Annotated in this window: 21 protein-coding genes and 1 riboswitch; of the genes, 14 read left to right on the top strand and 7 right to left on the bottom strand. The window is 34.8% G+C overall.

What is annotated here, in order from left to right:
* Positions 1-60 precede the first annotated feature (60 nt).
* The 9 genes from CRG87_RS04930 to CRG87_RS04890 all read left to right on the top strand — a co-directional run bounded on the left by CRG87_RS04930 (position 61) and on the right by CRG87_RS04890 (position 8,658).
* A complete protein-coding gene (locus tag CRG87_RS04930; protein WP_074425801.1) occupies positions 61-834 on the top strand; it encodes a PTS mannose/fructose/sorbose/N-acetylgalactosamine transporter subunit IIC in 774 nt (257 codons plus the stop codon).
* Positions 827-1,615, top strand: a complete 789-nt coding sequence (locus tag CRG87_RS04925; RefSeq protein ID WP_074425800.1) for a PTS system mannose/fructose/sorbose family transporter subunit IID — start codon at positions 827-829, stop codon at positions 1,613-1,615. Before CRG87_RS04930 ends, CRG87_RS04925 begins: the two co-directional genes overlap by 8 nt.
* Positions 1,616-1,626: 11 nt before the next feature.
* Positions 1,627-2,115, top strand: a complete 489-nt coding sequence (locus CRG87_RS04920; RefSeq protein ID WP_074425799.1) for a PTS sugar transporter subunit IIB — start codon at positions 1,627-1,629, stop codon at positions 2,113-2,115.
* Positions 2,116-2,130: 15 nt separating this feature from the next.
* Positions 2,131-2,541 (top strand): PTS sugar transporter subunit IIA, encoded by a 411-nt coding sequence (locus tag CRG87_RS04915; protein ID WP_074425798.1) that lies wholly within the window; start codon positions 2,131-2,133, stop codon positions 2,539-2,541.
* A gap of 17 nt (positions 2,542-2,558) precedes the next feature.
* Positions 2,559-3,968, top strand: coding sequence for a glycoside hydrolase family 32 protein (locus tag CRG87_RS04910; RefSeq protein ID WP_074425797.1), 1,410 nt, complete (start codon positions 2,559-2,561; stop codon positions 3,966-3,968).
* A 15-nt stretch (positions 3,969-3,983) separates the two neighbouring features.
* On the top strand, positions 3,984-4,361 hold the full coding sequence (locus CRG87_RS04905; protein WP_074425796.1) for a VOC family protein: 378 nt from the start codon (positions 3,984-3,986) through the stop codon (positions 4,359-4,361).
* Positions 4,362-4,481: 120 nt separating this feature from the next.
* On the top strand, positions 4,482-5,354 hold the full coding sequence (gene scrK, locus CRG87_RS04900) for a fructokinase ScrK (protein WP_074425795.1): 873 nt from the start codon (positions 4,482-4,484) through the stop codon (positions 5,352-5,354).
* 351 nt (positions 5,355-5,705) lie between these two features.
* Positions 5,706-7,007: an SIR2 family protein gene (locus CRG87_RS04895; protein WP_228150053.1), complete on the top strand. Its 1,302-nt coding sequence runs from the start codon at positions 5,706-5,708 to the stop codon at positions 7,005-7,007.
* A complete protein-coding gene (locus CRG87_RS04890) occupies positions 6,997-8,658 on the top strand; it encodes an ATP-binding protein (RefSeq protein ID WP_074425794.1) in 1,662 nt (553 codons plus the stop codon). The genes CRG87_RS04895 and CRG87_RS04890 overlap by 11 nt, the downstream gene beginning before the upstream one ends.
* A gap of 110 nt (positions 8,659-8,768) precedes the next feature.
* Here CRG87_RS04890 and CRG87_RS04885 read toward each other — a convergent pair whose 3' ends face one another.
* Positions 8,769-10,184 (bottom strand): C69 family dipeptidase, encoded by a 1,416-nt coding sequence (locus tag CRG87_RS04885; RefSeq protein ID WP_074425793.1) that lies wholly within the window; start codon positions 10,182-10,184, stop codon positions 8,769-8,771.
* Between the two features lie 195 nt (positions 10,185-10,379).
* Between CRG87_RS04885 and CRG87_RS04880 the strand changes: the two genes are divergently transcribed.
* Positions 10,380-11,258 carry a phosphotransferase family protein gene (locus CRG87_RS04880; RefSeq protein WP_074425792.1) on the top strand — a complete coding sequence of 293 codons (879 nt, stop codon included), beginning with the start codon at positions 10,380-10,382 and terminating at the stop codon, positions 11,256-11,258.
* A gap of 119 nt (positions 11,259-11,377) precedes the next feature.
* Here CRG87_RS04880 and CRG87_RS04875 read toward each other — a convergent pair whose 3' ends face one another.
* The 3 genes from CRG87_RS04875 to CRG87_RS04865 all read right to left on the bottom strand — a co-directional run bounded on the left by CRG87_RS04875 (position 11,378) and on the right by CRG87_RS04865 (position 14,231).
* A complete protein-coding gene (locus tag CRG87_RS04875; protein WP_074425791.1) occupies positions 11,378-12,664 on the bottom strand; it encodes a nucleobase:cation symporter-2 family protein in 1,287 nt (428 codons plus the stop codon).
* A complete protein-coding gene (locus CRG87_RS04870; protein ID WP_074425790.1) occupies positions 12,664-13,242 on the bottom strand; it encodes a xanthine phosphoribosyltransferase in 579 nt (192 codons plus the stop codon). The genes CRG87_RS04875 and CRG87_RS04870 overlap by 1 nt, the downstream gene beginning before the upstream one ends.
* An 80-nt stretch (positions 13,243-13,322) precedes the next feature.
* A riboswitch (purine riboswitch) is annotated at positions 13,323-13,420 on the bottom strand.
* Between the two features lie 58 nt (positions 13,421-13,478).
* Positions 13,479-14,231, bottom strand: a complete 753-nt coding sequence (locus CRG87_RS04865) for a hypothetical protein (RefSeq protein WP_074425789.1) — start codon at positions 14,229-14,231, stop codon at positions 13,479-13,481.
* Between the two features lie 233 nt (positions 14,232-14,464).
* On the opposite strand from CRG87_RS04865, the gene guaA reads away from it, so the two are divergent.
* From guaA to CRG87_RS04845, 4 genes are all read left to right on the top strand, one after another.
* Positions 14,465-16,021, top strand: a complete 1,557-nt coding sequence (gene guaA, locus CRG87_RS04860; protein ID WP_370567511.1) for a glutamine-hydrolyzing GMP synthase — start codon at positions 14,465-14,467, stop codon at positions 16,019-16,021.
* 331 nt (positions 16,022-16,352) lie between these two features.
* Positions 16,353-17,108 carry a hypothetical protein gene (locus CRG87_RS04855; protein WP_074425787.1) on the top strand — a complete coding sequence of 252 codons (756 nt, stop codon included), beginning with the start codon at positions 16,353-16,355 and terminating at the stop codon, positions 17,106-17,108.
* Between the two features lie 25 nt (positions 17,109-17,133).
* Positions 17,134-17,868: a DUF7149 domain-containing protein gene (locus tag CRG87_RS04850; protein WP_074425786.1), complete on the top strand. Its 735-nt coding sequence runs from the start codon at positions 17,134-17,136 to the stop codon at positions 17,866-17,868.
* A 406-nt stretch (positions 17,869-18,274) separates the two neighbouring features.
* Positions 18,275-19,291 (top strand): hypothetical protein, encoded by a 1,017-nt coding sequence (locus CRG87_RS04845; protein WP_074425785.1) that lies wholly within the window; start codon positions 18,275-18,277, stop codon positions 19,289-19,291.
* Positions 19,292-19,484: 193 nt separating this feature from the next.
* Here CRG87_RS04845 and CRG87_RS04840 read toward each other — a convergent pair whose 3' ends face one another.
* The 3 genes from CRG87_RS04840 to CRG87_RS04830 all read right to left on the bottom strand — a co-directional run bounded on the left by CRG87_RS04840 (position 19,485) and on the right by CRG87_RS04830 (position 22,165).
* Complete coding sequence (locus CRG87_RS04840) at positions 19,485-20,039, bottom strand: NAD(P)H-dependent oxidoreductase (RefSeq protein ID WP_074425784.1); 555 nt, start codon at positions 20,037-20,039, stop codon at positions 19,485-19,487.
* A gap of 1 nt (position 20,040) precedes the next feature.
* The gene (locus CRG87_RS04835; RefSeq protein WP_074425783.1) at positions 20,041-20,469 is read right to left on the bottom strand and encodes a MerR family transcriptional regulator; all 429 of its coding nucleotides are present in this window, start codon (positions 20,467-20,469) and stop codon (positions 20,041-20,043) included.
* A gap of 388 nt (positions 20,470-20,857) precedes the next feature.
* Positions 20,858-22,165, bottom strand: coding sequence for an APC family permease (locus CRG87_RS04830; RefSeq protein WP_074425782.1), 1,308 nt, complete (start codon positions 22,163-22,165; stop codon positions 20,858-20,860).
* Between the last annotated feature and the right edge of the window lie 159 nt (positions 22,166-22,324).

Here is a 22,324-nt window from a genome sequence, read left to right as displayed (position 1 = left end):
AGAAGTGTTTGGATAAATCAATCACCAAATTAATTTATTTTCTAAAAAGGAGAACGAGAAATGATATTACGAAATATTCTTGTCGTAATTTATGGTTTCATTATCAATTTTGATAAAGAAGGACCAAAATTGGGTATCTCACAACCGGTTGTGGCTGGCTTCATTACCGGTTTAATTATGGGAGATGCAGAAACTGGGCTATACATAGGTGGTACATTACAATTAATGACACTTGGTATTACCAGTTTTGGTGGAGCATCAGTTCCAGACTATCAAACGGCCGCTTTGATTGGTACGTACTTAACTTTAGCGACTCATCAAAAAGCTGCTATCGGAATTACGCTAGCAATTCCAATTGCTTTACTAATTGTTCAAGTTGACGTTTTAAAATGGTCAGCTAATATTTTCTGTCAACAAAAGGCTGAAAAATATGCTGAACAAGGAAACTACCGAATGATTAACTGGATGCAATATCTAGCAACTTTAATGACAAGTTGTGTATCAGGTATTCCAGTTCTATTGACTGTAATTCTTGGGCCTCAAATTGTTGGTAGTTTTATTAACTACATCCCTGCTTGGCTTTCTGGTGGACTTAAGACAGCTGCTGGTATTCTACCTGCAGTAGGTATTGGAATGTTATTACAGTACTTACCAACTAGAGACTACTTTTCATACATCATTATTGGATTTGTTTTAGCCATTTACTTAAAGATGCCAATTATTGGTATATCACTAATTGGCTTTGCAATTGCTTTGCTTCTATATAAGAACCAAACCAAGGGTAGTGAAAGTGGACAGGCAGCTGTAGAAGGGAGTGCTGACGAAGATGAGTAAAATGAAAAAAGTTTATCGTAAAGTAATGAACCGGTGGATTGTTTTTGGTGCTACTTCTTTAAATTATGAAAAATACGAAGGTTTAGGCTATACCTACGCGATGTTACCATTTATTGAAGAGAACTATCGTGATGATCCTGAGGGTAAAAAAACTGCTATTAAAACGCAATTGCAGTTCTTTAATACAACTCCATACACTGCACCGTTTATTATGGGAATTGATGCAGGAATGGAAGAAAGTGGTAAAACTGCATCGCTTGAAGCAGTTAGTGCCTTAAAAACAGGTTTAATGGGACCATTAGCAGGAATTGGTGATAGCTTGTTTGTTACTATTCCATGGACAATTTTCGGTGCGATTGCAGCTAATATGGCACTTCACGGTAATCCATTTGGCGTATTCATGTGGATAATTGCTTCAATTTTAATTAGATTGACAGCATATCCTTTGTTCAATGCTGGATACAAATCTGGAACTAAAATGCTTTCCTCAATTAATACAACGTTAAAGGCTCTTACTAATGCAGCATCTGTTTTGGGCTTGATGGTTGTCGGTGCATTGGCTGCGACAATGGTAAAAGTAAATCTAGCATTTACTTTTAAACAAGGAAAATTAACAATGACTGGTAATAGTATTCTAGATCAAATTATGCCTGGACTATTGCCAGCAGCAGTTGTTGCAGGAATCTATTATTTACTGGGTAAAAAGATAAAACCAGTATATGTAATTTTGATTGTTTTGGTAGTATCTGTTGCATTAAATGCAATGCACATTTTGGCATAGAGGTGTAGACGATGGCAGAAGGAATGGAAGGAATTGTTCACGTTAGAATTGACGACAGAATGATTCATGGTCAAGTGGCAACACAATGGAGTGGCCGCTTAAATGCAACGAGAATTATGGTTATCAATGATTCGATTGTAAATGATGACATGCGTAAAACTGTAGTTAGATTGGCTGCCCCAGCAAACGTAAGCACATCCATTTTAGGAAGAGAAAAGGCGCTAGCTAATATTAAGAGCGGGCGCTATAAGGGACAGAGAGTACTTTTAATCTGCGTTTCTCCGATGGATGTTAATTATTTAATTGATAATGGGTTACCAATTAAAGAGGTTAATGTGGGTAATATGGCGGCAAGAGAAGGTACAGAACGTATCCGACCATCAATTAATGTTACTCAGGAAGAACGTGCTTCATTTAAGCAATTAATTGATCGTGGCATAAATGTTACTGTTATTCCGACACCACAAAGTCCAACTGTTTATTTAAAAGATTATATTTAGAAGGATTGAAATTCAATGTTCAACATAATAATAGCTACACATGGTCATCTTGCCGGAGAGTTCTTAAGTGTTTTACAGTCATTTTTTGGCCAAACTAAAAAAGTGAAGACTGTTGAATTGGGTGATCAAGGAATAGATCAATTTTCAAAGAAGGTTGAAAATGTGGTTGAACCATTAGTTGATGAGCCAGTAATTATTTTCTGTGATATAGCTGGTGGGACACCATTTAATGAGTTTGCTAAAAAAAGCACTGCTTGGGAAAATGAATCATATTTATTTGGCGGTGTTAGTTTACCGGTTCTTGTTGAAACTTTGAATTTAAGAATGCAAAACAAGCCACTAAAGGATGTAGTGGATAAAATTGAGAAAATGGTCCCTTTGACACGATTTGAATTAAAAAATGTTAAAGGTGATGATGATGAATAAAGAAAGAATTAACTAAAATGCAAAAAATATTTTATCAACCAAAAGATTATTGGTTTGGGGACTGTATGCCTTTCTTTAATGAGGATGATCAAACTTTTTATCTTTTCCATCAAAGAGATACTCGAAAACCTAAGCCTCTAACTGATCCGTTTGGCTGGTCACTGGTTACAACAAAAGACTTTGTTAATTTTAAAGACTATGGTGAGGTCTTGCCCAAAGGATCGCATGATGCAGTTGATCAATTTATTTATGCCGGAAGTGTTACTCAAGGAAAAAATGAGAAGATTGCCTTTTATACAGGTCATAATCGCCAAGCTAAACTAGCTAAAAAGACTTCTGAGGTTTTAATGTCAGCTACTAGCCAAGATTTAGTTCATTGGAAAAAATCAGGTCAAGCAACTAGTTTAGTTCCACAAACTGGTTACGATCATAATGATTGGCGTGATCCAGTAATTGTTTATTCTCAAGAAAAGCAATGCTATATTTTAGTTCTTGGTGCAAGACTGCCTAGTGATAAGAAAAAGCCAACAGGTCGATTAGTTTATTTCGAATCTCAAGATCTTAAAAATTGGGATTTCAAAGGTGATTTTTGGACACCAAATGAATTTAATATGATCGAAATGCCTGATCTATTTCAGATAGATGGTGATTGGTACTTAATCTTTTCAGAATATTCTGAAGATAAAAGAACTAAATATCGTGTTGGAAAAGACTTGTTTGGCGATTGGCATTCTTTAAGCGATGAATTCTTTGATGGTAAAGCTTATTATGCCGCTAGAACGGTAGGTAATGAAAATGTTGGTCGCTTTTTAACAGGCTGGGTAGCGACTAAAGAAAATAATGATGATTTAGGAAATTGGGATTGGGGTGGAGCATTTGTACCACATCAAGTAATTAAAAGAGAAGACAAAACTCTTGGGGTAACTCTACCTCAAACCATTATTAACAATTTCGCAAAAACAGCCTCCTTACCAACTTTTGAACTTGGAAATTCAACCGAAAAAGCAGAACACAGTCTAATTGAAAATCTGCCAAGTCAGTTTTTACTTGAAGGACAAATCGATGCTCTAGAAGATACTAAAGAATTTGGAATAAAGGCTTTTGTTAATAGTGAAACTCGAGAAGGATACCAATATAAAGTCTCACGTCCTGAACACATGCTTAAATTTACTCATACTCCAAATTACCCTTGGCCATCCTACTTCACTACAGGATTACAACGTCCAATTTTCTTGGTCAAAAACCAAAAATATGACTTTAAACTGATTGTAGATGATAGTATTATTATTTTGTATATAAACAACATAGCTTTAAGTGCTAGAATGTACAATAAAACGGGCAAGCAGCTAAGTTTCTTTGTAACGGAAGGTAAAATCGCTGTTTCTAATTTGCAGTATCATACTCAATGGAAAGATACTTTAAGATAAAATATGAGGTAAAAATTGTTTTTTAATGGTTTACAACATATAGGAATTCCTACAAGAAAATTTGTTGAAAGTAGGAAATTTTACGAAGCTCTGGGCTTTGAATTAGTAAATACAGAAGACAACGATGGTAGTAAAGTTGGTTTTTACCAGTTAGGTACTTTAATGCTTGAGAGCTGGGAATCACCAGAAGAAGCACCTGAAAAGGTAGGAGCTATCAATCATATTGCTTTAGATACTAAAGAAATAGAAGCTGCTTACGAACAAGTTAAACAATTAAAAGTTGAATTTGTTGAAGATGGTATACAGAGCTTGCCATATTGGGAAAATGGTATTAAGTACTTTAATTTCTATGGTCCAAACAAAGAAATTTTTGAGGTTTGTCAAAAACTGTAGCCTTGATAGAACTGAGGCCATCATTTTTTAAAATGATGGTCTTTTCTTGACTAGCTTTATTTATAATTTAGCTTAAAATTAACTTTGTAAATTAGAATTTAAAAACGAAAGGACAACTAAATGTTATTAGGATCAATTGAAGCTGGTGGAACAAAGTTTGTTTGCGCCGTCGGTAACGAAAATTACCAGATTAAAGATCAAACTACTTTCCCAACCACAACTCCAGAGGAAACACTTCGCAAAACAGTCGACTACTTCAAAAAATTTGATATTGATGCGATTGGAATTGCCTCTTTTGGACCAATCGAAGTACGTAAGACTGCATCGAATTATGGCTACATTACTGACACACCTAAGGCAGGCTGGAGTAATACTGACTTTGTTGGTTATTTGAAAAAAGAGATTGATGTACCAATGTACTTCACAACTGATGTAAATGGATCAGCGTATGGTGAGTATGTGATGTCACAATTATCTAATGAAGACATTGACTCTCTTGTTTATTACACTATTGGCACCGGTGTTGGTGGTGGAGCAATTATTAACGGCAAGTTAGTTGGTTCACTTGGCCACCCTGAAATGGGCCATGTTAAGCTTAAGCGTCATCCTGATGATCTTGATTTTGCAGGTGTTTGTCCTTTCCACAAAGATTGTCTGGAAGGTTTAGTATCTGGTCCAACTTTTGATGCTCGTTTGAATAAGCCAGGCAAGGATGTTCCACTATCAGATCCTGTTTGGGACATCATGAGTTACTACGTTGCTCAAGCTGCTTTGCAAGTTACACTGATTGTGCGCCCTGATAAAATTGTTTTTGGCGGCGGCGTTACTAGTGAAAAGTTCTTAGAAAAAGTAAGACGTGATTTTGCTAAATTGTTGAATGGCTACGTTCACGTACCTGAACTTGATCAATACATTGTTATGCCTGAAATTGAAAATAATGGTTCAGCAACTGTAGGTGATTTTGCACTTGCAAAACGATTATTAAGAGAATAATTTTCATATATTAATATGTGAAAATTTATCCTGCTTTAACCAAGTTTGTTCAAAGTATATAAAAAATTGAATACGATACTTTACAGAGCATGAAGTTTAAATACTTCATGTTTTTTAGTTCGGTTTTTGTACTGAACTTAGTTAACTTTTTTCATAGAAGCGATTTATTCATAATGAGGACAACAAGGAGGTAAATCCAATGAACATGAAATTTACCAAAAATCAGCACAAGATTATTAATCTCCTTGCTAAAGTTAAGTACTGTTGACTATAATAAAAACTAGTATATCAGTTTACTTGTTATATAATGATGATTGCAGAGCTGTTGAATTATGGAAGAAGGTAAGTAATGTGGGTGAAGAAAAAACATCATATTTTTCATTTGGAATGAGATTGTTCAAGCGAAACGAGAAGTTTTTAATAGAAAAAAATTCTGTTGAAAGTTCTTTTCAGAATTATTTGGTTGCAATGGGTCATAATTTAGAAGAGGATACAAAAGAAGAACCAAATCCGCTTAAAATTGAATTCGAAAGTGAAATCAAAAGAGAAGTAAAAAAATTTACAAACAGGAAATTTGATAATATTGTTTTTTTGGCCGGTGCTGGAGCTTCTGTGGTTTCCAAAAAGTCAAACGCTACTGAAAAAACGGAGGATAATAAAAACGATATAGATTCTGATTGTGGTAAAACTGTTAACATGATTGCAGAAAACATCAATACAAAACTAAATGAGGAAAGTGACTTATATAGTTTGGAAGAGTTAGCAGAGAAAGCACACTATAAAAACAAAGTAATTGATAAAAATGAATCAAAACTAAGCGAAGATTTTGACTTAGAAGATTTTCTATCCGGTGTTATTCATTTTGAACCGTATATTGATGATAAAGAAGAAAAATACATAGCTACGAAAAAAAGAGTTCTTGAGATAATTAAAGAAAATACTAGTTATTCGTATGATGGAAAAAAATTTAAACATGAAGGAATTTTAAATATTTTAACGGAAAGAATTGAAGCACCCAGTAAACTATCAGTAATTACTACTAACTATGACACTGTGTTTGAAGATGCCGCAGCAAATCAAAATTATACTGTATTTGATGGATTTAAGTTTTTAGCAAAACCTAAGTTTGATAGCGATATGTTTAATTGGAATCTTGTCAAAGAAGTTTCGGATATTAAAACAAGAGAATTAGAATACAATAAAAGAGTTTTTAACCTAATAAAATTGCATGGATCACTAACGTGGAAAAGAGACGAAGAAGGTGAAATTGTACGGGTGTTAAATGGAGAAAAGGTTGAAGCTGATGATACAGTTATGATTTTTCCAAGTTCAGATAAGTATGCGCAGAGCTACCAGGAACCTTATTTTGATTTATTCACTAAATTTCAAGAGCTGTTAAAGCGGAAGAACACTTTGTTAATTACTGCTGGGTTTAGTTTTTCGGATAATCATATCTTTCGGATGATTTCTCAAGCAGTGAAAAATAACAAAGAACTAGCTTTGCTGGTAACAGATTATGACATTGATCAACCAAACAACAAAAACTGGCAAGAACTATTAAATCTAAGTAAAGACTATCACCAGGTTGCGTTTTTAAAAGCCACAATGAATGATAATCTTGGTACTTATTTGGGGGATCATAATGATAATTGATGACTTTTATAGTGGAATAAATAAGAGCGAGTTCTATTTGGGAATGATAACTCAAGTTTATAAAGATCATATTGTTTTGCAGGCAGAAAATTTGTCACTTTTGTCACATAGAGAACTAGAAGAAAATTCTTTAATTCCTAGTACTATAAATTATTATGTAGTAGTAGAATCTATAAAAGGTTTATTCTTTGGGGAAATATATCAATCTAAAATTGCAAGTTCAAATAATATTCATTTTACAAGTAAAGATGAAACTTGGCCCGAAATTAGTATAGATGTGATTGGGCTATTAGCTAACGGGGAGGATAGATTTAAGCTTCCAGGAACTTTAACTGCCGGAATTATGGATAAAGTTTATATAGCTAATAATAGAATCATCGAAGAGTACTTCGATGCGGTTGAAGTTATCAATGATTCAAATAAAAATGAAGAAACCCTATCATCTTTTGCTGTATTAACAAATAATGAACAAGAAGTAGAATATAGACCTAGTACATTATTTGATAAACATTTAATGGTAGTAGGTGCAACAAATAGTGGGAAATCAACATCTGCTCTTAGCATTCTTGATAAACTAATCAAACAAAACATAAAAGTTTTGATAATTGATCCAACTGGAGAATATGAGGCAGCTTTTAAAGATGAAGAAAAGCTAGAAAAGCTGAAGTTGGGTGAAGATACGATAATATCAGTTGATGAATTAAGCTTGCAAAATTGGGAAGTACTTTTAGAAACAAACGATGGCACTCAACCATCAGTATTAGCTAGTGCAATACGGTCATTGAGATATCAAGCTAAAAAAGGTCTTGAGGGATGCTATGTAAAAGAAGATAAAGAAGTTACTACAGTAGCAAGCGATTTATCAGATGTAGAGGATCAAAAGAGCTTTAACTTAAAAAATCTTCCCAAGCAAATTATAAAAGAATCTGTTGCTGTTGCTGTCCAGAATGACTATTCACAGGGGAAAAAAGTACGTAAATATATCACTGATGATTTCAGACTTAACACTAATCAATTTCTTTTTGAAAAAATTGAGTATAAATTTAATAATACTGCATTTTTAGATTTTTTTGGTGAGAATAGTACTCAAGGAACTGATACTAAAAATAGTTTATTTAAAGAAATTTGCGATTTTGCTACAAATAGTAATACCAGTTTATATATTGATTGTTCAGGTATTGGAATGTCAGATTCAATAGGGGGAACGATAATCGACTTAGTTTCGAATTACATAGTTAATATTGAAAAAGATGATATTAATCCGTTTGTTTTTTTCATTGATGAAGTACATCGATATACAAAGAAAGCTTCAGAATCAGGCAGTGAATTTTATAATGGGTTAACTACAATTGCTCGAGAAGGTAGAAAAAAAGGGATTTTCTTATTTCTTACAACTCAAAATCCTAATGATGTTGATAAGGTGTTACTTGGGCAAGTAGGTACTTTATTGATACATCGTTTAACGCAGTATGATGAAATTTCAGCTATTCAAAATTATTTGAATAAACAAGAACTTGCTGAAATTAAAAAGTTAAACACAGGAGAAGCAATCCTTACAAGTGCAAATCTTTTAACGGATGTAGCTTTACGGATTAGAAAATGTGAAGGACGAATTCAAAATAATGAAACTCCAAGTTTAACGGGAAAATAAACTTTCGAAAAATGATTTATCGTTTTAAACTGTGCAATATATTTAGTAAATGATTTTTAAATAAAAAACGGTAGAGTATATTCTCTACCGTTTTTGTTGCATTAAAATAATTAGTCTAATAAGTCAAACTTAAGTGTAGCTAAGTTATGACCTTCATTAACCATGTTGCTGAGCAATTCAATTGTATTGTTGTAAACTTGGTCGGCCATCTTTTGGTTAGCTTCAGTTAACAAGTCTTCAGCTTCTTTACCTGTAAGACCTGCAGCCTTCTTATCAGTTTCGTGTTGAATAAAGTGGCATTGTGATAATGATTTTTGTTCAAAGTCACTTTCAAGCTCGCCATATACCTTAAAATTAGTGTCTCCAAGTTGTGCAGTTAGCTTGTTTAACCAGAAAATCTTGTTGAGATCAAATTTTGGACCGGTTTGGAAGCTTGCAGGAGTGTCATTAACATTGGTATAGAAAGGAACAAAGCTGTTAAAAGTGTTTGGACCGAAGCAAAGCCATTGAACACCAGCTATTTCTTCTGGAACATCATTTCTAACTTGGAGAATATGAGTTTCGAAGTTACGGTTAAGTGCAATTGGACGATAAGTCTTCTTTTGCTCAGGAGTACCAAGGTCGCCGTATGGGTCAAACGGTGTATCTTGGTAGTGTGAACTTTCTACAAAACAAATGTCTTCAATACTAATCTTACGGTTAGCGTGGCAAATGAATGGTTGGTCTTGATCAGTTGGTTTGCCACCAAATTCTGGATCAAAGTAATTGTGTACAAACCAAGCACGAGGGTTGTTGTAGTGCGCATCTTTGACAGTTGAACTACCAAAAATGTGACGCATGTTGTAGCCTTCACGATCAGGGTTTAAGTGGTATTCTTCGATTAAACCTTCCAAAGTATCGTCAGCTAAAAAGCCGTCTTCACCAAAGTGGAATTCATCAATGTTCAAACGGTTAGGAGCAACAACATAAGCGTCATCAGGGATGCGACGAGCGATCCAGTGATGACCACCGATTGTTTCAAGGTACCAAATTTCATCATGGTCAGCAAAAGCCATACCATTCATTTCGTAAGTACCATACTTTTCAAGTAAGTAACCCATCCGTTTAACACCGTCAAGAGCACTGTGGATATAAGGCAATGTCAAGGTAACAAAGTCTTCTTCACCAAGTCCACCTTCAGTTACTAGTGGGTCGATTCCTTGGATACGGGAATTCGTAGTGATTGTTTCAGTTGCAGTCATTGCAATGTTTTCGGAGTTAATTCCGGCTGCTGCCCAAATACCACTTTCACCTGATACGTCTGGTGCACTAGTGTAGCGTAAAGGAGTATCTGCTAAGTCCTCATCATCAATTTTTTGGTGACTAATAACACTTTCATAGTGTTTAGGTTGTTTTTCTGGTGTAATAAGTTCGAAACCTTCGGGAATAATCTCACGTCCACCATCTTCACTTCTGGCAATCATTGCTGAGCCATCAATTGAAGCATTTTTACCGACAAGAATAGTCGTACATTCTGCTTTTTTCATTTAATCTGTCCTTTCAAAATAACTTAATCTATATTGTATTAAAAAGGACAGCTATAATGCAAAGAAATACGCAAACTTAACCTGAAATTATTTATTTGATTGTTGGAGTTGAGAAAAAGTGATGGTAAAAAAATCGTGTGAACTAATTTGAATTAAAAATTATAAAAAGCTATAGAGACTAAAAGAGATATACATATGGAAACTAGAAAAATTTTACAGGAAAAATTAAAGGCAACATTAACCCAAATAACGCATGAGTCACTAAACAGCACTTTTGTTGGGTATAGTGAACTTTATAAACAAGTGATTTTTGTCAAAGTTTTTTCTCAAGAAGGTAAATTTTTAACCGAAAAAGCTGTTAATGAACAACTTAATTCACGCGTATTAGGCTTTTTTACGATTAAAAATCCGCAGCGCTTCATATTAATAATGAAGGATTGTGATCCGATAGACTTAAAACTACCGCTTACAACCGAATTGGCTTTTGAAATGGGACAGGAATTGTCAGCCTTTCATCAAAATGTAAAACCATTTGAGGGCATTTATCTTAATGAACAGCTTTTTAAAAAGGTTGAGACGGATGTTAGCAGTCTAAAAAACTTTGTGGTCAAGGACAGACTTGAAGAACTGTTAAAAGCATTTAATCCAATTAAAGCCAAAATTGAACATGATTTATGTGCTTATTCCACGGTAGTACTTCATGGTGATGTTGGTGTGCGCAATTACAAACTTGTCAATGGGAAACTGCGTTTAATCGACTTTGAACGAGCAAGGAAAGGTGTAAACTATCAAGACTTCATCAAACTGTTTTATCAAGATTTCAAGTTAAACAAAAATCTGATTAGCTCGTTTATAGAAGGATATAAGACAAAATGTGCTAAGGTTGAGATTTTGCCTGAAACACAAGTTTTTCTAATCTTTATTACAGTAGTTGGAATTATGAAGTACGTGGAAAAAATAGAAGATCAACCGTTTGAAAAGATAGGCGAATTGATGTTAGAAACTTGCACGCAATATTTCAATATGGATTTTGGGAATGAGTCCAAACAGAAATTGAATGCAATAATTGAATAGAACGTGAGCTATTTTGGTAATTAAAAAAGGCATCTTCGACTTAGAAGATGCCTTTTGGCGCGAACAAAACAATTTTAAGGGAAAATAATTGTTCACATGATATTTGCAGTTTGATTTTTCTATTTTTTCTTTGACTCACCTCCCTTCAATAAAAGATTTAGAAGTGTAGCGGATAAACTGGTGATAACAATTCCGTTACTTAAAAATAATTGAACTGTTGCAGGTAAGTTCTTGAAAAATTGTGGATAAATAGTGACGCCAAGTCCTAAGCCAACTGAAATTGCGATGATTAGGATATTATTATTGTCACTCAAATCCACTTTTACAAGTGTTTTAATTCCTTGAACGGCAATCATGGTAAACATTACCAGCATTGCGCCACCTAAAACAGGAGTAGGAATAATAGTAACTAGTGCACCAATTTTTGGTAACAGTCCCATAGCCATTAACAGGCCAGCTGCCCAATAAATTGGTCTTTTTGTTTTAATACCTGACAGTTGAAGTAGTCCAACGTTCTGTGAGAAGGTAGTGTACGGAAAAGCATTAAACAAACCACCAAAGATTTGTGCTAATCCTTCTGCACGATACCCTTTTTTTAAATCCTCTTCAGTTACATCATGGCCAATTAGGTCACCAGTAGCAAAGAAGACGCCAGTAGACTCAATCATTGAAACTAATGCGATAATCATCATGGTCAAACTAGATGACCATTCGAATTTTGGAACACCGAAGTAGAATAATTGGGGCAAGTGAAACCAAGAAGCTTCTAAAACTGGTGTCAAGGAAACTCGTCCCATCAAAGAGGCAATTACGGTCCCAGCAACTAAGCCGATAAGAACCGAGATTGACCGCAAGAAGCCTTTAGTCCAGATTTCTAATGCCAAGATGATGAACATTGTGCTGAAAGCCAATATCAGGTTTTGGCTACTACCAAAGTCTTTGGCACTAGCATTGCCACCACCCATATTTTGAACGGCCACAGGGACCAGCGTAAGACCAATAGTAGTGATTAGAGTTCCTGTAACCACTGGTGGAAAGTACTTCTTGATTTTTGCAAAAACGCCAGAAATCAAGATGACAAAGATCCCCGCAATGATAATGGCACCATACATATCGTTAATCGAAAACTTTTGACCGATCATTTGTAAAGGTGCAACCGCTTGGATGGCACAACCCAAGATTACTGGAAAACCAATACCAAAGTATTTGTTTCGCATGAGTTGTAGTAGTGTTGCAAGCCCACACATAAAGATGTCAATTGAGACAAGATAAGTCATTTGTTCTGCGTTGAACTTTAACGCTGTTCCAATTAATAATGGTACAGCAACTGCACCAGAGTACATGGCCAATAGGTGCTGTAGACCTAAAATAGCTGCTTTTTGGTGACTAACTTCTTCTTGCTTCATTATTTTTCGTCCGCAAATTGAACTTCGCCGTTAGCTAAACTAGCGATATTTGCTAAGGATTCTAGGCGGTAACCGTGCTCTTTAATCCAGCTGCTACCACCTTGGAAAGTTTTCGCAACCACGATACCAATTCCAGCCACATCAGCCTTGGCTTGATTAGCTATGTTAATCATTCCTTTGACTGCTTCGCCGTTAGCTAAAAAGTCATCGATAATCAATAAGTTGTCGTCTTCATGTAAAAATTTTTGTTCTACACAAATTTGATTTGTGGTTTTCTTGGTATAGGAATATACATCAGCCCAGTAAACCGCATCATTAAGTGTTGATGGCTTTTTCTTTCGGGCAAAAACCATTGGCACATGAAGTTCGTATGCTGCCATTACTCCGGGAGCAATACCAGAAGCCTCACAGGTTAATACTTTTGTAGCTCCGCTTTGATCAAATAGACGAGCAAACTCCTTGCCCACAGCCATCATCAGCTCTGGGTCAACCTGATGATTCAGAAAAGAATTAATTTTTAGTACATCACCAGGTAGAACCTCACTGTCTTGACGGATCCGATCTTCTAAAAGCTTCACAATTTCCTCCTTGAAAAATAAAAGGGCCTTCTCTACCAAAACTATGGTAAAAAAGACCCTTAAAGCAGCTTGCGCTGAGTTAATTGCTATTGTTTATCCATAGTTCAGAATTTACGGTTCTGAGTAGAGACTGTCGACCACATTACGACAATATATAGATTAATATTTACTTGTTGAGTGAATTCTAACAAACCAAATTAAGTTGTGCAAGGTGAAGTTTAATCGATTTGATCTATCTATCTTGCTGGTTTGCTATCAATGTCTTCCTTGGCACCAGGGTAATTTCTTATTTCATAAGTAACTGTATGACTCCCATCTTTTACGAGCCAGTTTTTAAAAATCACTTGCCCATTGTTAATTTCATAGGGAATATGATCATTTCTAACAATCAGTTCATTTGGTGTAGTACGATAGTGACTCTCAAATTTTGGATTATAGCTGCCAATGAAAGATTGCTCCACAATTTCTGAATTAGCAAAATAAAGTGTTACTGTTCCATCGTGAACTGAGTTTTGAGGAGCTTTCCGTTCTTCCATGGCTTTATCAATTGGTTCACCATCATATAATTTTGGCCCTATTTCGAATCCTTTGTGCAAAATATAGTTTTGCACTTTTTGTTGATTGTCAGTATTAGCCTGCTGGGAAGAATTGGGTTTGGCTGAAGCAATGTCTTTTTTAGCAGTTTTCACCTGTTTTTTAATAAAACGGCCAAGACCATTTTTCTTTTTCTTAGGGCGATTTATTTTTGAGTCAGCTGAAGTAGTTGAGGTATTTTCAGCAACATACGGTTGAGAAACTGAATTATGCCACCACAATATCCCGGCTAATAAAAGTACTACTAGCAAAATGCCTTCAATTGCAATAGTGCGATTCCGTTTTGAACGAACTGCTAGATATTCATCGTGCCATTTAGGGTCATTAAGCCTGTCTTTGAAAAATTGATATGTATGTTTTGCACGCGTATGTTCACTAAAATACTTTCTTGCCATCTGATTTGACTGTCCTTTTTAAAAATTAAAAACTGTCTATATAAGACAAGTTTAGCATTTTGCCAGATAAGCGACGCATTTATTTTTTTCACTTTTTATAGGCTAAAGAAACCTGTTTTTCATATCTGTGCAGCTTAACTGTGTAGATGACTATCTGATAAAAAAGTAGTTGACCAAAGAGATAATTCTTAGTACAGTTTAAATAAATTCATGTTTTTAGAAGAGGAGCTCGGATATCAGTGAAAAAAGACATTCACGATTTTGATGAAATTATCGTTTTAGATTTTGGTAGTCAATATAATCAATTGATTACCAGGCGCTTGCGCGATTTTGGGGTTTATTCTGAGCTCCTACCGCATGACATCAGTATGGAGAGAATCAAAGAAATTAATCCAAAGGGGATTATTTTTTCTGGTGGTCCAAATAGTATCTACGGTGAAAATGCACTTAAGGTTGACCCAGCAATTTTTGACTTAGGGATTCCAATCTTAGGTATCTGCTACGGAATGCAATTAATGTCGTACTATCTGGATGGTAAAGTTGAAAAAGCTGACAATTCAGAATACGGTCGTGCAGAAATTGAAGTTGAAGATTCTAGCAACGTTTTATTCAGTGACTTACCAAAAGAGCAATATGTGTGGATGAGTCATGGGGACCTAGTAACTGGGGCTCCTAAAGGCTTTGAAGTCGTTGCTTCAAGTAAAAACTGCCCGATTGCTGCGATTGCAAACGATCAAGCCAAAATGTATGGTATTCAATTCCATGCCGAAGTGCGCAACACACAATATGGTCTCGACATTTTGCGTAATTTTGCTTTTAAAGTATGTGGTGCCAAAAATGATTGGTCAATGACCGACTTTATTGACTTACAGGTTGCAGAAATCAGAAAAACGGTTGGTGACAAAAAGGTCATTCTTGGTTTATCCGGTGGTGTAGACTCCAGTGTGACCGCAACACTTTTGCATAAAGCGATCGGAGATCAATTGACTGCAATTTTCGTTGATCACGGGATGCTGCGTAAAAATGAGGGTGACGAAGTAATGGCAGCTTTAAATCGTGATTTGGGTGTGAACATTATTCGTGTGAACGCTCAAGAACGGTTTTTAAATAAACTAAAAGGTGTCACTGATCCAGAACAAAAACGTAAAATAATTGGTAAGGAATTCATCGAAGTATTTGCTGATGAAGCTAAGAAAATTAAGGATGTTGATTTCTTGGCTCAAGGTACCCTTTACACTGATGTAATTGAAAGTGGAACTAACACAGCACAGACGATTAAGTCGCACCACAATGTAGGTGGTCTTCCTAAGGACTTAAACTTCAAGTTAATTGAGCCATTGCGTAAGTTGTTTAAAGATGAAGTGCGCGAATTGGGCGAAAAACTAGGCATTCCACACGATTTAGTTTGGCGTCAACCATTCCCTGGACCTGGTCTTGGTATTAGAGTTCTTGGTGAAGTGACAGAAGACAAGCTAAAAATAGTGCGTGACAGTGATGCTATTTTACGTGACGAAATTAAAAAGGCAGGACTGCAAGAAGACGTATGGCAATACTTTACTGTTTTACCTGGAATTAAATCCGTTGGTGTTATGGGTGATGGACGTACTTATGACTACACCATTGGTATTCGAGCAGTTACTTCAATTGATGGGATGACAGCAGATTTTGCCCGTCTGCCATGGGATGTTTTGCAAAAAATCTCGACTAGAATTGTCGATGAAGTGCCAAACATTAACCGCGTCGTCTACGATGTAACGAGTAAGCCACCTTCAACAATTGAATGGGAATAAGCTGACAATGTTAGTTGATGAGGAAATCTTGATTTAACAGCAATTAACAAAGGCTAGACTTAGACAAAATAATAAAAAATGGTTTGGTTGTCTGCCAAACTACTGAGGAGTCTGGGAAAAAAGTGTTCTTTGAAGTTAAATTAAAAAATTTCACAATTTAAAAAGACCGACAAATCAACGTTTTATTGACGTGATTTGTCGGCCTTTTTTAGTTAGGTTAGAGTTTTTCCCAGACTCTTTTTCTATGTTTTAAGAATGGGGTAAAATTAGTGGTGAATAAACCTATCTATTTTTGAATTAACAATTGATGAAAGTTGGGTAGATATACAGAATGGTCGATATTAGAACTTTAGCATTACCAATTAGAGTAACTGAAAATAAGTATGTAAAGAGTACCTTAGAAGATTCTGTTCATTTTGGGAGCCTAGAAGGTTATAAGAATATAGAAAGTCAAGGTATCGGTGATGAAGATGAGGGGAAAATAGTTGGACTTTTTAAAAAGGGGAAAAGTAAAATAACCATAAGGAGTCCAGAAAGTGATAAAGAGATTACTTTAACTGATAAAGACTTTATGCAAGATCCCCAAATGGAATATAGATTGAAAGATGCAATGGAAAAAAGAATAGGAGTAGCAAGTTTTGGACTCTTAACTTTCAGAGATTTCAAATTAGATAGATCTTTTAATAATCGAAAATATTTCAAATTAAGAAAAGATACTTTGGATGATATAAAACGGCTTATTGAAGATAAAGAAAAGCTCACTGGTAACAAATGTAATTTAATTATTTTTTCTAACCCCGATTTCTTCTCATCTATAAAGGAATCTGGATATGAAGCAGATATTGTTCAATATTATGATCCATATAACTTGTCTCAATTTTCAAAATTGAAAAATGGTAACAAAGCATATTGCTATCTTAAAAAGGATTATTTTAAATATCAAAGGGAATATAGAATTATAAAGATTACAAAAAACAAATTTCCTCAAGAAGGCGAAAATGTAAAAATAAAAGGACTAAGTAAGAGAGCATCAGCTTTTTCTTTAGATCATCTAAAGACTTTACAGTTAATTGCTGATTTTAATTAGTAAGATTATCACTGTGATATAAATTATGGAAACTATACAAAACTTAAAGCAAAGCATTAATCGTAATGTTGAAGCGATTATGCCCAAAGATGATCAAAAAGAGGCTTTTAAAAATGCCTTAGAAAGATACTTCAACAAGATTAAAGCAAATGAGCATGAATCAGAAGAATTTCAAAAGGGTGTTTTTAAAGACTTCCTAGAAGAAATTATCCCTGATAAGCAAATTAACACTAGAGGAAAGATTGATTTGGCTATCTATAATGGTAAATCAACTGATAGTAATGTAGGCGTAATTGTCGAATACAAGAAGTTAGATAATACAGCAGAAATGATGAGCTTGGATAATCTGAATGCTAAAGGCTTTAAAGAATTAGTAGCTTATTATTTGCGTGAACGTGTAATTAACAAAAACATCGAAGTTAAAAAAGGTATTGTAACTAATGGCTATCAGTTTTTTGCTTTTTTGACTAAAGGAGTTTTCCAAAAAATTAGAACCAGATCATCTAAAAAGTCGCAAAAACCCTATCCATCTTTAGGAACGATTGCACAAAATCAGGTTGAATTTGAGGCGGAAAATATTGCAGGGACAATGATTACTTTCTACACACCTAAAGTTTTTCAAGGTGTGGGAGTTTCAGGCTTTCATAATCACTTTTTAGCTGATGACCTATCATTTGGTGGACATGTTTTAGCTGCAACGATGAAGGATGTCACTGTAAGCATTCAACCAATAGAAAATTTTGAATTACATTACCAGTAAATAGTCAGGAGTATTTACAAGCTGACTTGAACGATAAGAGTAGTCTGGATAATGTGATTTCAAAGTCAGAATAAGCACAAATAAATTATCACTAGTTAGTTTAGTGACTATAACCTATAAATACAAACAGTATTTATAGGCTTTTTAGTGTAGTACTTTCCAACTTGAAGTATTTTTAGATTTTGAACGATACATAAAGTTATAGATTATCGGTCTATATGCCAGTATACTCTCCTTCAATTTGGGGGAACTTTTCAAGTAAACAGGCTGAAGTATTTTGGTGAATTCCACATGATGATAAAATGTTAATGGAATAGTGAAGAAAATGTTAATATGCTATATAATGAACTAAAGTAAACAAAAATACTATATGGGTAGTAAAGTAATAATGGAGCATGTTGGATAAATGGAACTAGAAAACAGACTTACTAAGGCGATACCGACAGATCAAAAAGCACTTGACTATTTAAAGTTAGGGAAAATGTCATTAGCTATCTCCCCAAGCTTGGCACAAAGATTATACGCTGAAAAATATATTCTAAGCAACCAAAATTTCGTGTGTCCAACAGATAAGTGCTCAGCTGCTGTCACTTGTCGCTCAATTGCACTGAATAGTAAAAATAGTCCAACTTTTATCAACCACTCACGCATTATAAATGAACATATATCTGACTGTCCGTATAATCTAAGTAACAGTGATGCAGTTAATCCATCTAATTACATAGCTGATAAGCGTTTTAATTTCGAATCAAGTGATGAAATTTTTTCTTCTCTTTCTCCAGCTCATGGATTTCAACCCCCTGAGAAATCAAAAAGTTCTCGGGATGTAAAAAATGAATCTGATGTGGATGCTACAAATAGAAAGCAAAAGAAGGCAAATTCACTTAATAAATCCAATACTATTAAATCAAAAACTGCAAAGAAACATTTGAATACCTTGAAAGCACATGTAGAGCTGTATAATCATGATCAGGACTTTTTGATTTCGATTGAAAACTACAAGGAGCCAATTAAGATTAAGAGTATGTTTAGACCTTTAACAAGTAATGTTCAATTTCGAGATTTACAAACAAAAAAAGGCGTATGTATCTATTATAGTGATGCTTTTTTGTCAAAGACTAAGAAGGACAAAGTTCTTAGGCTTTCTTTTAAAAGTCCTATAAATCAGGGAAATGGTAAGCAAATATATCCTTCTTTAATTATATCAAAGGAATATATTGAAGATGAGTACCATGATATTTACAATCAATTTAGTTCTGGAAAAGAAACAACGTTTAAAGTATATATAACACTGCCCTTTCTAAAAGTAGAAAAGGATGATCGTACGTATATTAATTTCTCTTCTTTCAAAAAACCTGAAACGATTAGTGCTTTTGAAAAAGAGCTTTTCTATAACATATACATAACAAACGTGTCAAAGTAGGTTTGTGACGCATTTGGGGTAGATTTGATTTGTTCTAAGAAGTTATGATTTCTGGAATTGGCTATATGTTCCTATCGTTATACCTCTTGTTAGGTTTAAAGTTCTAGTTTTCAATGCTATGAGAGATATCAAAAATACGACAGAAATTTTGTGTTGTTATAATTATAGTGTTAAGTTGGTTTAATAATGATAGCTAAGAGATTCTTTGAACATAGTCAAGAAACTTGTTTCTGTTTTTATCACTTGTTTTTGTAATGTTACCCAAGTGAACCCATTTTACATTCTTCAAGCCCATGTCTTTAAATACGCGTTTTCGTAAAGTTCTGATTGGATTACCAGCAAAGTACTTTATATACCATTTAGGTGATTCAGCAGTTGTTACTAAAATTGTTTCTTTGATATTATTTAACGTCCCAACTAATCGACCACTTTCTTCACAATGAGAGAAACCTTTTAACATTACTTTATCAAGGAAGCCTTTATATATTGCTGGAAGTCCATACCACCATATTGGGGTTATTATAATTAACTTATCAGTTTGCGATAAAATGTTCTGATATTTTCCTACAAGTGGATCAGCAAAGTTTCCTCTTGAAAATCCGGCTAAGTCGTTGGAAAGCATGGCAGGGTTGAAGTTATCTTCAATCAAATTAATTACGGTTGCATTTGTCTTTTCTTTTACACTTTCTAGGATTGCATAGTTATAACTTTTTGGATATGGATGGCCAATTAAGACTGTTATGTTCATTCTATTTTTCCTTACTTATCTTTTTAAAAATCAAATCAATTTGGTGTTCCAGTGCAAGCTTGTTTTGAGTTGTGGTTTTAGCAATTGCTAGCGGCTGCAACATGTCTAACAACGCTACGATTTTTTGATAATTATTAATTTTTTCCAGTATTTCATTCTTTTTCTTTGAAATTAAGTTGTTTGTTTCTCTGATACATTGATCCTCCATAGTAGGATTATTATTTAATGTCAGCAATGCTTTAATTTCTTTAATAGAAAAGCCGGAATATTTCATTACTAAAATTAGTTTCAGTTTTTGCTCGTCTTCCAGACTATATTCGCGATAGTTATTATTTTTTCGCTGAATATCTAATAGACCTTGTTTTTCATAATATCTAATAGTTGAAGCGGGTATGTTTAGTCTTTTTGCGATTTCCTTTATTGTGCTCATTAGCTTTATCTACCTCCCGATTAAGAGATTAACATTGAACCTAAGTTTAAAGTCAATGCTAGTTTTAAGAATTGATACTAAGTGGGGCAAAAGTAACTTAATCAAGCTATCACGAGAAAAAGACAGCCTCTTGGTTGTCGTTTAGATTTACATATTTTGTTTTTAAATAGATTAATCTTTGAGTTAATCATAAATAATATTTGCAACATGTTTGCCAGAATAGAAGACAAATCCTGCCTAAGTACCTGGCATGTTAGGGTCATAAATACTCAATGCAGTTAATTTATTTAAAGACCAATAAATCGAAGGCACTCAAAAGCTTCGTTCAGTCAATCAAGAACTTTAATCTGCAAAAATAAAAGGCTTTGTCATATAAGACAAAACCTTTTTAATTTGCTTTTTGGCGGTGAACATAGAGATAAACAGGCCAGCCGCTCAAAGTGAGTAGAATACCAATTGCCGACAAGACGGGCTGCGTTAGCGTGGTAGTAATCACTATAAAGAGAGCGCCGCAAATTGCTAGCAGTGGTGGCAGTGGGTACCAGGGAATCTTATAAGGACGCTCCAGTTCCGGCTGCCTTTTTCTTAAAATCAATACACCAACAAATAACAGGATTGAGAAGATCCAAGAAACGTAAACAAGCATATTGGTCAGTGAATCGAATGTTCCCGAGAAAATCATCACGGTCGCAATAGCACATTCAAAGAGCATACTATTTGTTGGCACCATCGTTTTACTATTTAGTGAACCAAAGAAGTTAGCAGCAGGTAGTTGATGTTCTTTACCCAAAACGTAGGGCATTCTAGAACCTAAAAGCGTGTGACCGTTGATGGCACCGAAAACAGAAACCAAAATACCGATTGCAATGATAATACTGCCGAAGTGTCCGAAAAGCTTTTGTGCGGTCAATAGTGCAGTCGTTTGATTGCCAACAACTTTAGACCAGGGAATGATTTTTACATAGCTCCAATTGAGTAAGGTGTAAAAGATAGTTACGCCGAATAGTCCCCAGATAATTGCTTTGGCTAAAGTCTTAGCCGGATTCTTAATTTCACTGGCTAAGTTACCAATGCTAAGCCAACCGTCATAGGCAAATAAAACTGCCAATAGCGCCTGACCAAAGGTTGCTGCACCAGCACCTGATGTTAAATGTGGAGCTGGTGCTCCAGCCAATTGATTTGGTCCCTGGTAAAAGAGAGCAAAAATGATAATTGCTGCAATTGGTAATAACTTGATGACCAACGTAATTTTTTGAACTTGACCACTTAGTCTAGAGCCAAGCCAGTTAATTAACAAAACAACCAGCATAACAATTAATGCGATGATTGTAGTTGAAAAGTTTTTAAACTGAGGAATTTCTTTTAACTGGGTTGCAAAAACAATTGAAAGTGCGGCGATGTTGGCTGGGTAATAAATAATAATAAGTGACCAGCCAAACAGAAATGAAACTTTGGGACCGTAAATTTCGTCGAGGTATCTGACTGGTCCACCGTCTTCAGGGAAAACGGACGCCAGTTCAGCGATACTGAGTCCCGCCATTAGGGTAATGAAGCCCGCCAGGGGCCAAACTAGAATGCTTAACCACGCGTTGTGGGTTAATGATGAAATATTAGCTATTTTGAAAAAAGCTCCGCCACCAATCATGGTTCCCATGACAGTGGCAAGGGCAGCGAAGAAATTGAGTTGTCTTTTCATAATAATTACCCTATAACAAGAACGGAAAATAAATTTAATAAATATTATATGCTAGGATTATGAAAATAAAAAGAAAGTCGTTGAACTAATAACAAAATTTAAGTAAAGTTCTTCTTTGCCTACTTGAATTTGAAGTATGGTTTTTGCTAAATTGAAAGC

Origin of the sequence: Lactobacillus apis, assembly GCF_002837055.1 — a bacterium.
Taxonomy (GTDB): Bacteria; Bacillota; Bacilli; order Lactobacillales; family Lactobacillaceae; genus Lactobacillus; species Lactobacillus apis.
The sequence above is the reverse complement of the archived record's forward strand: the minus strand, read 5'-3'. Positions and strand labels throughout refer to the sequence as shown.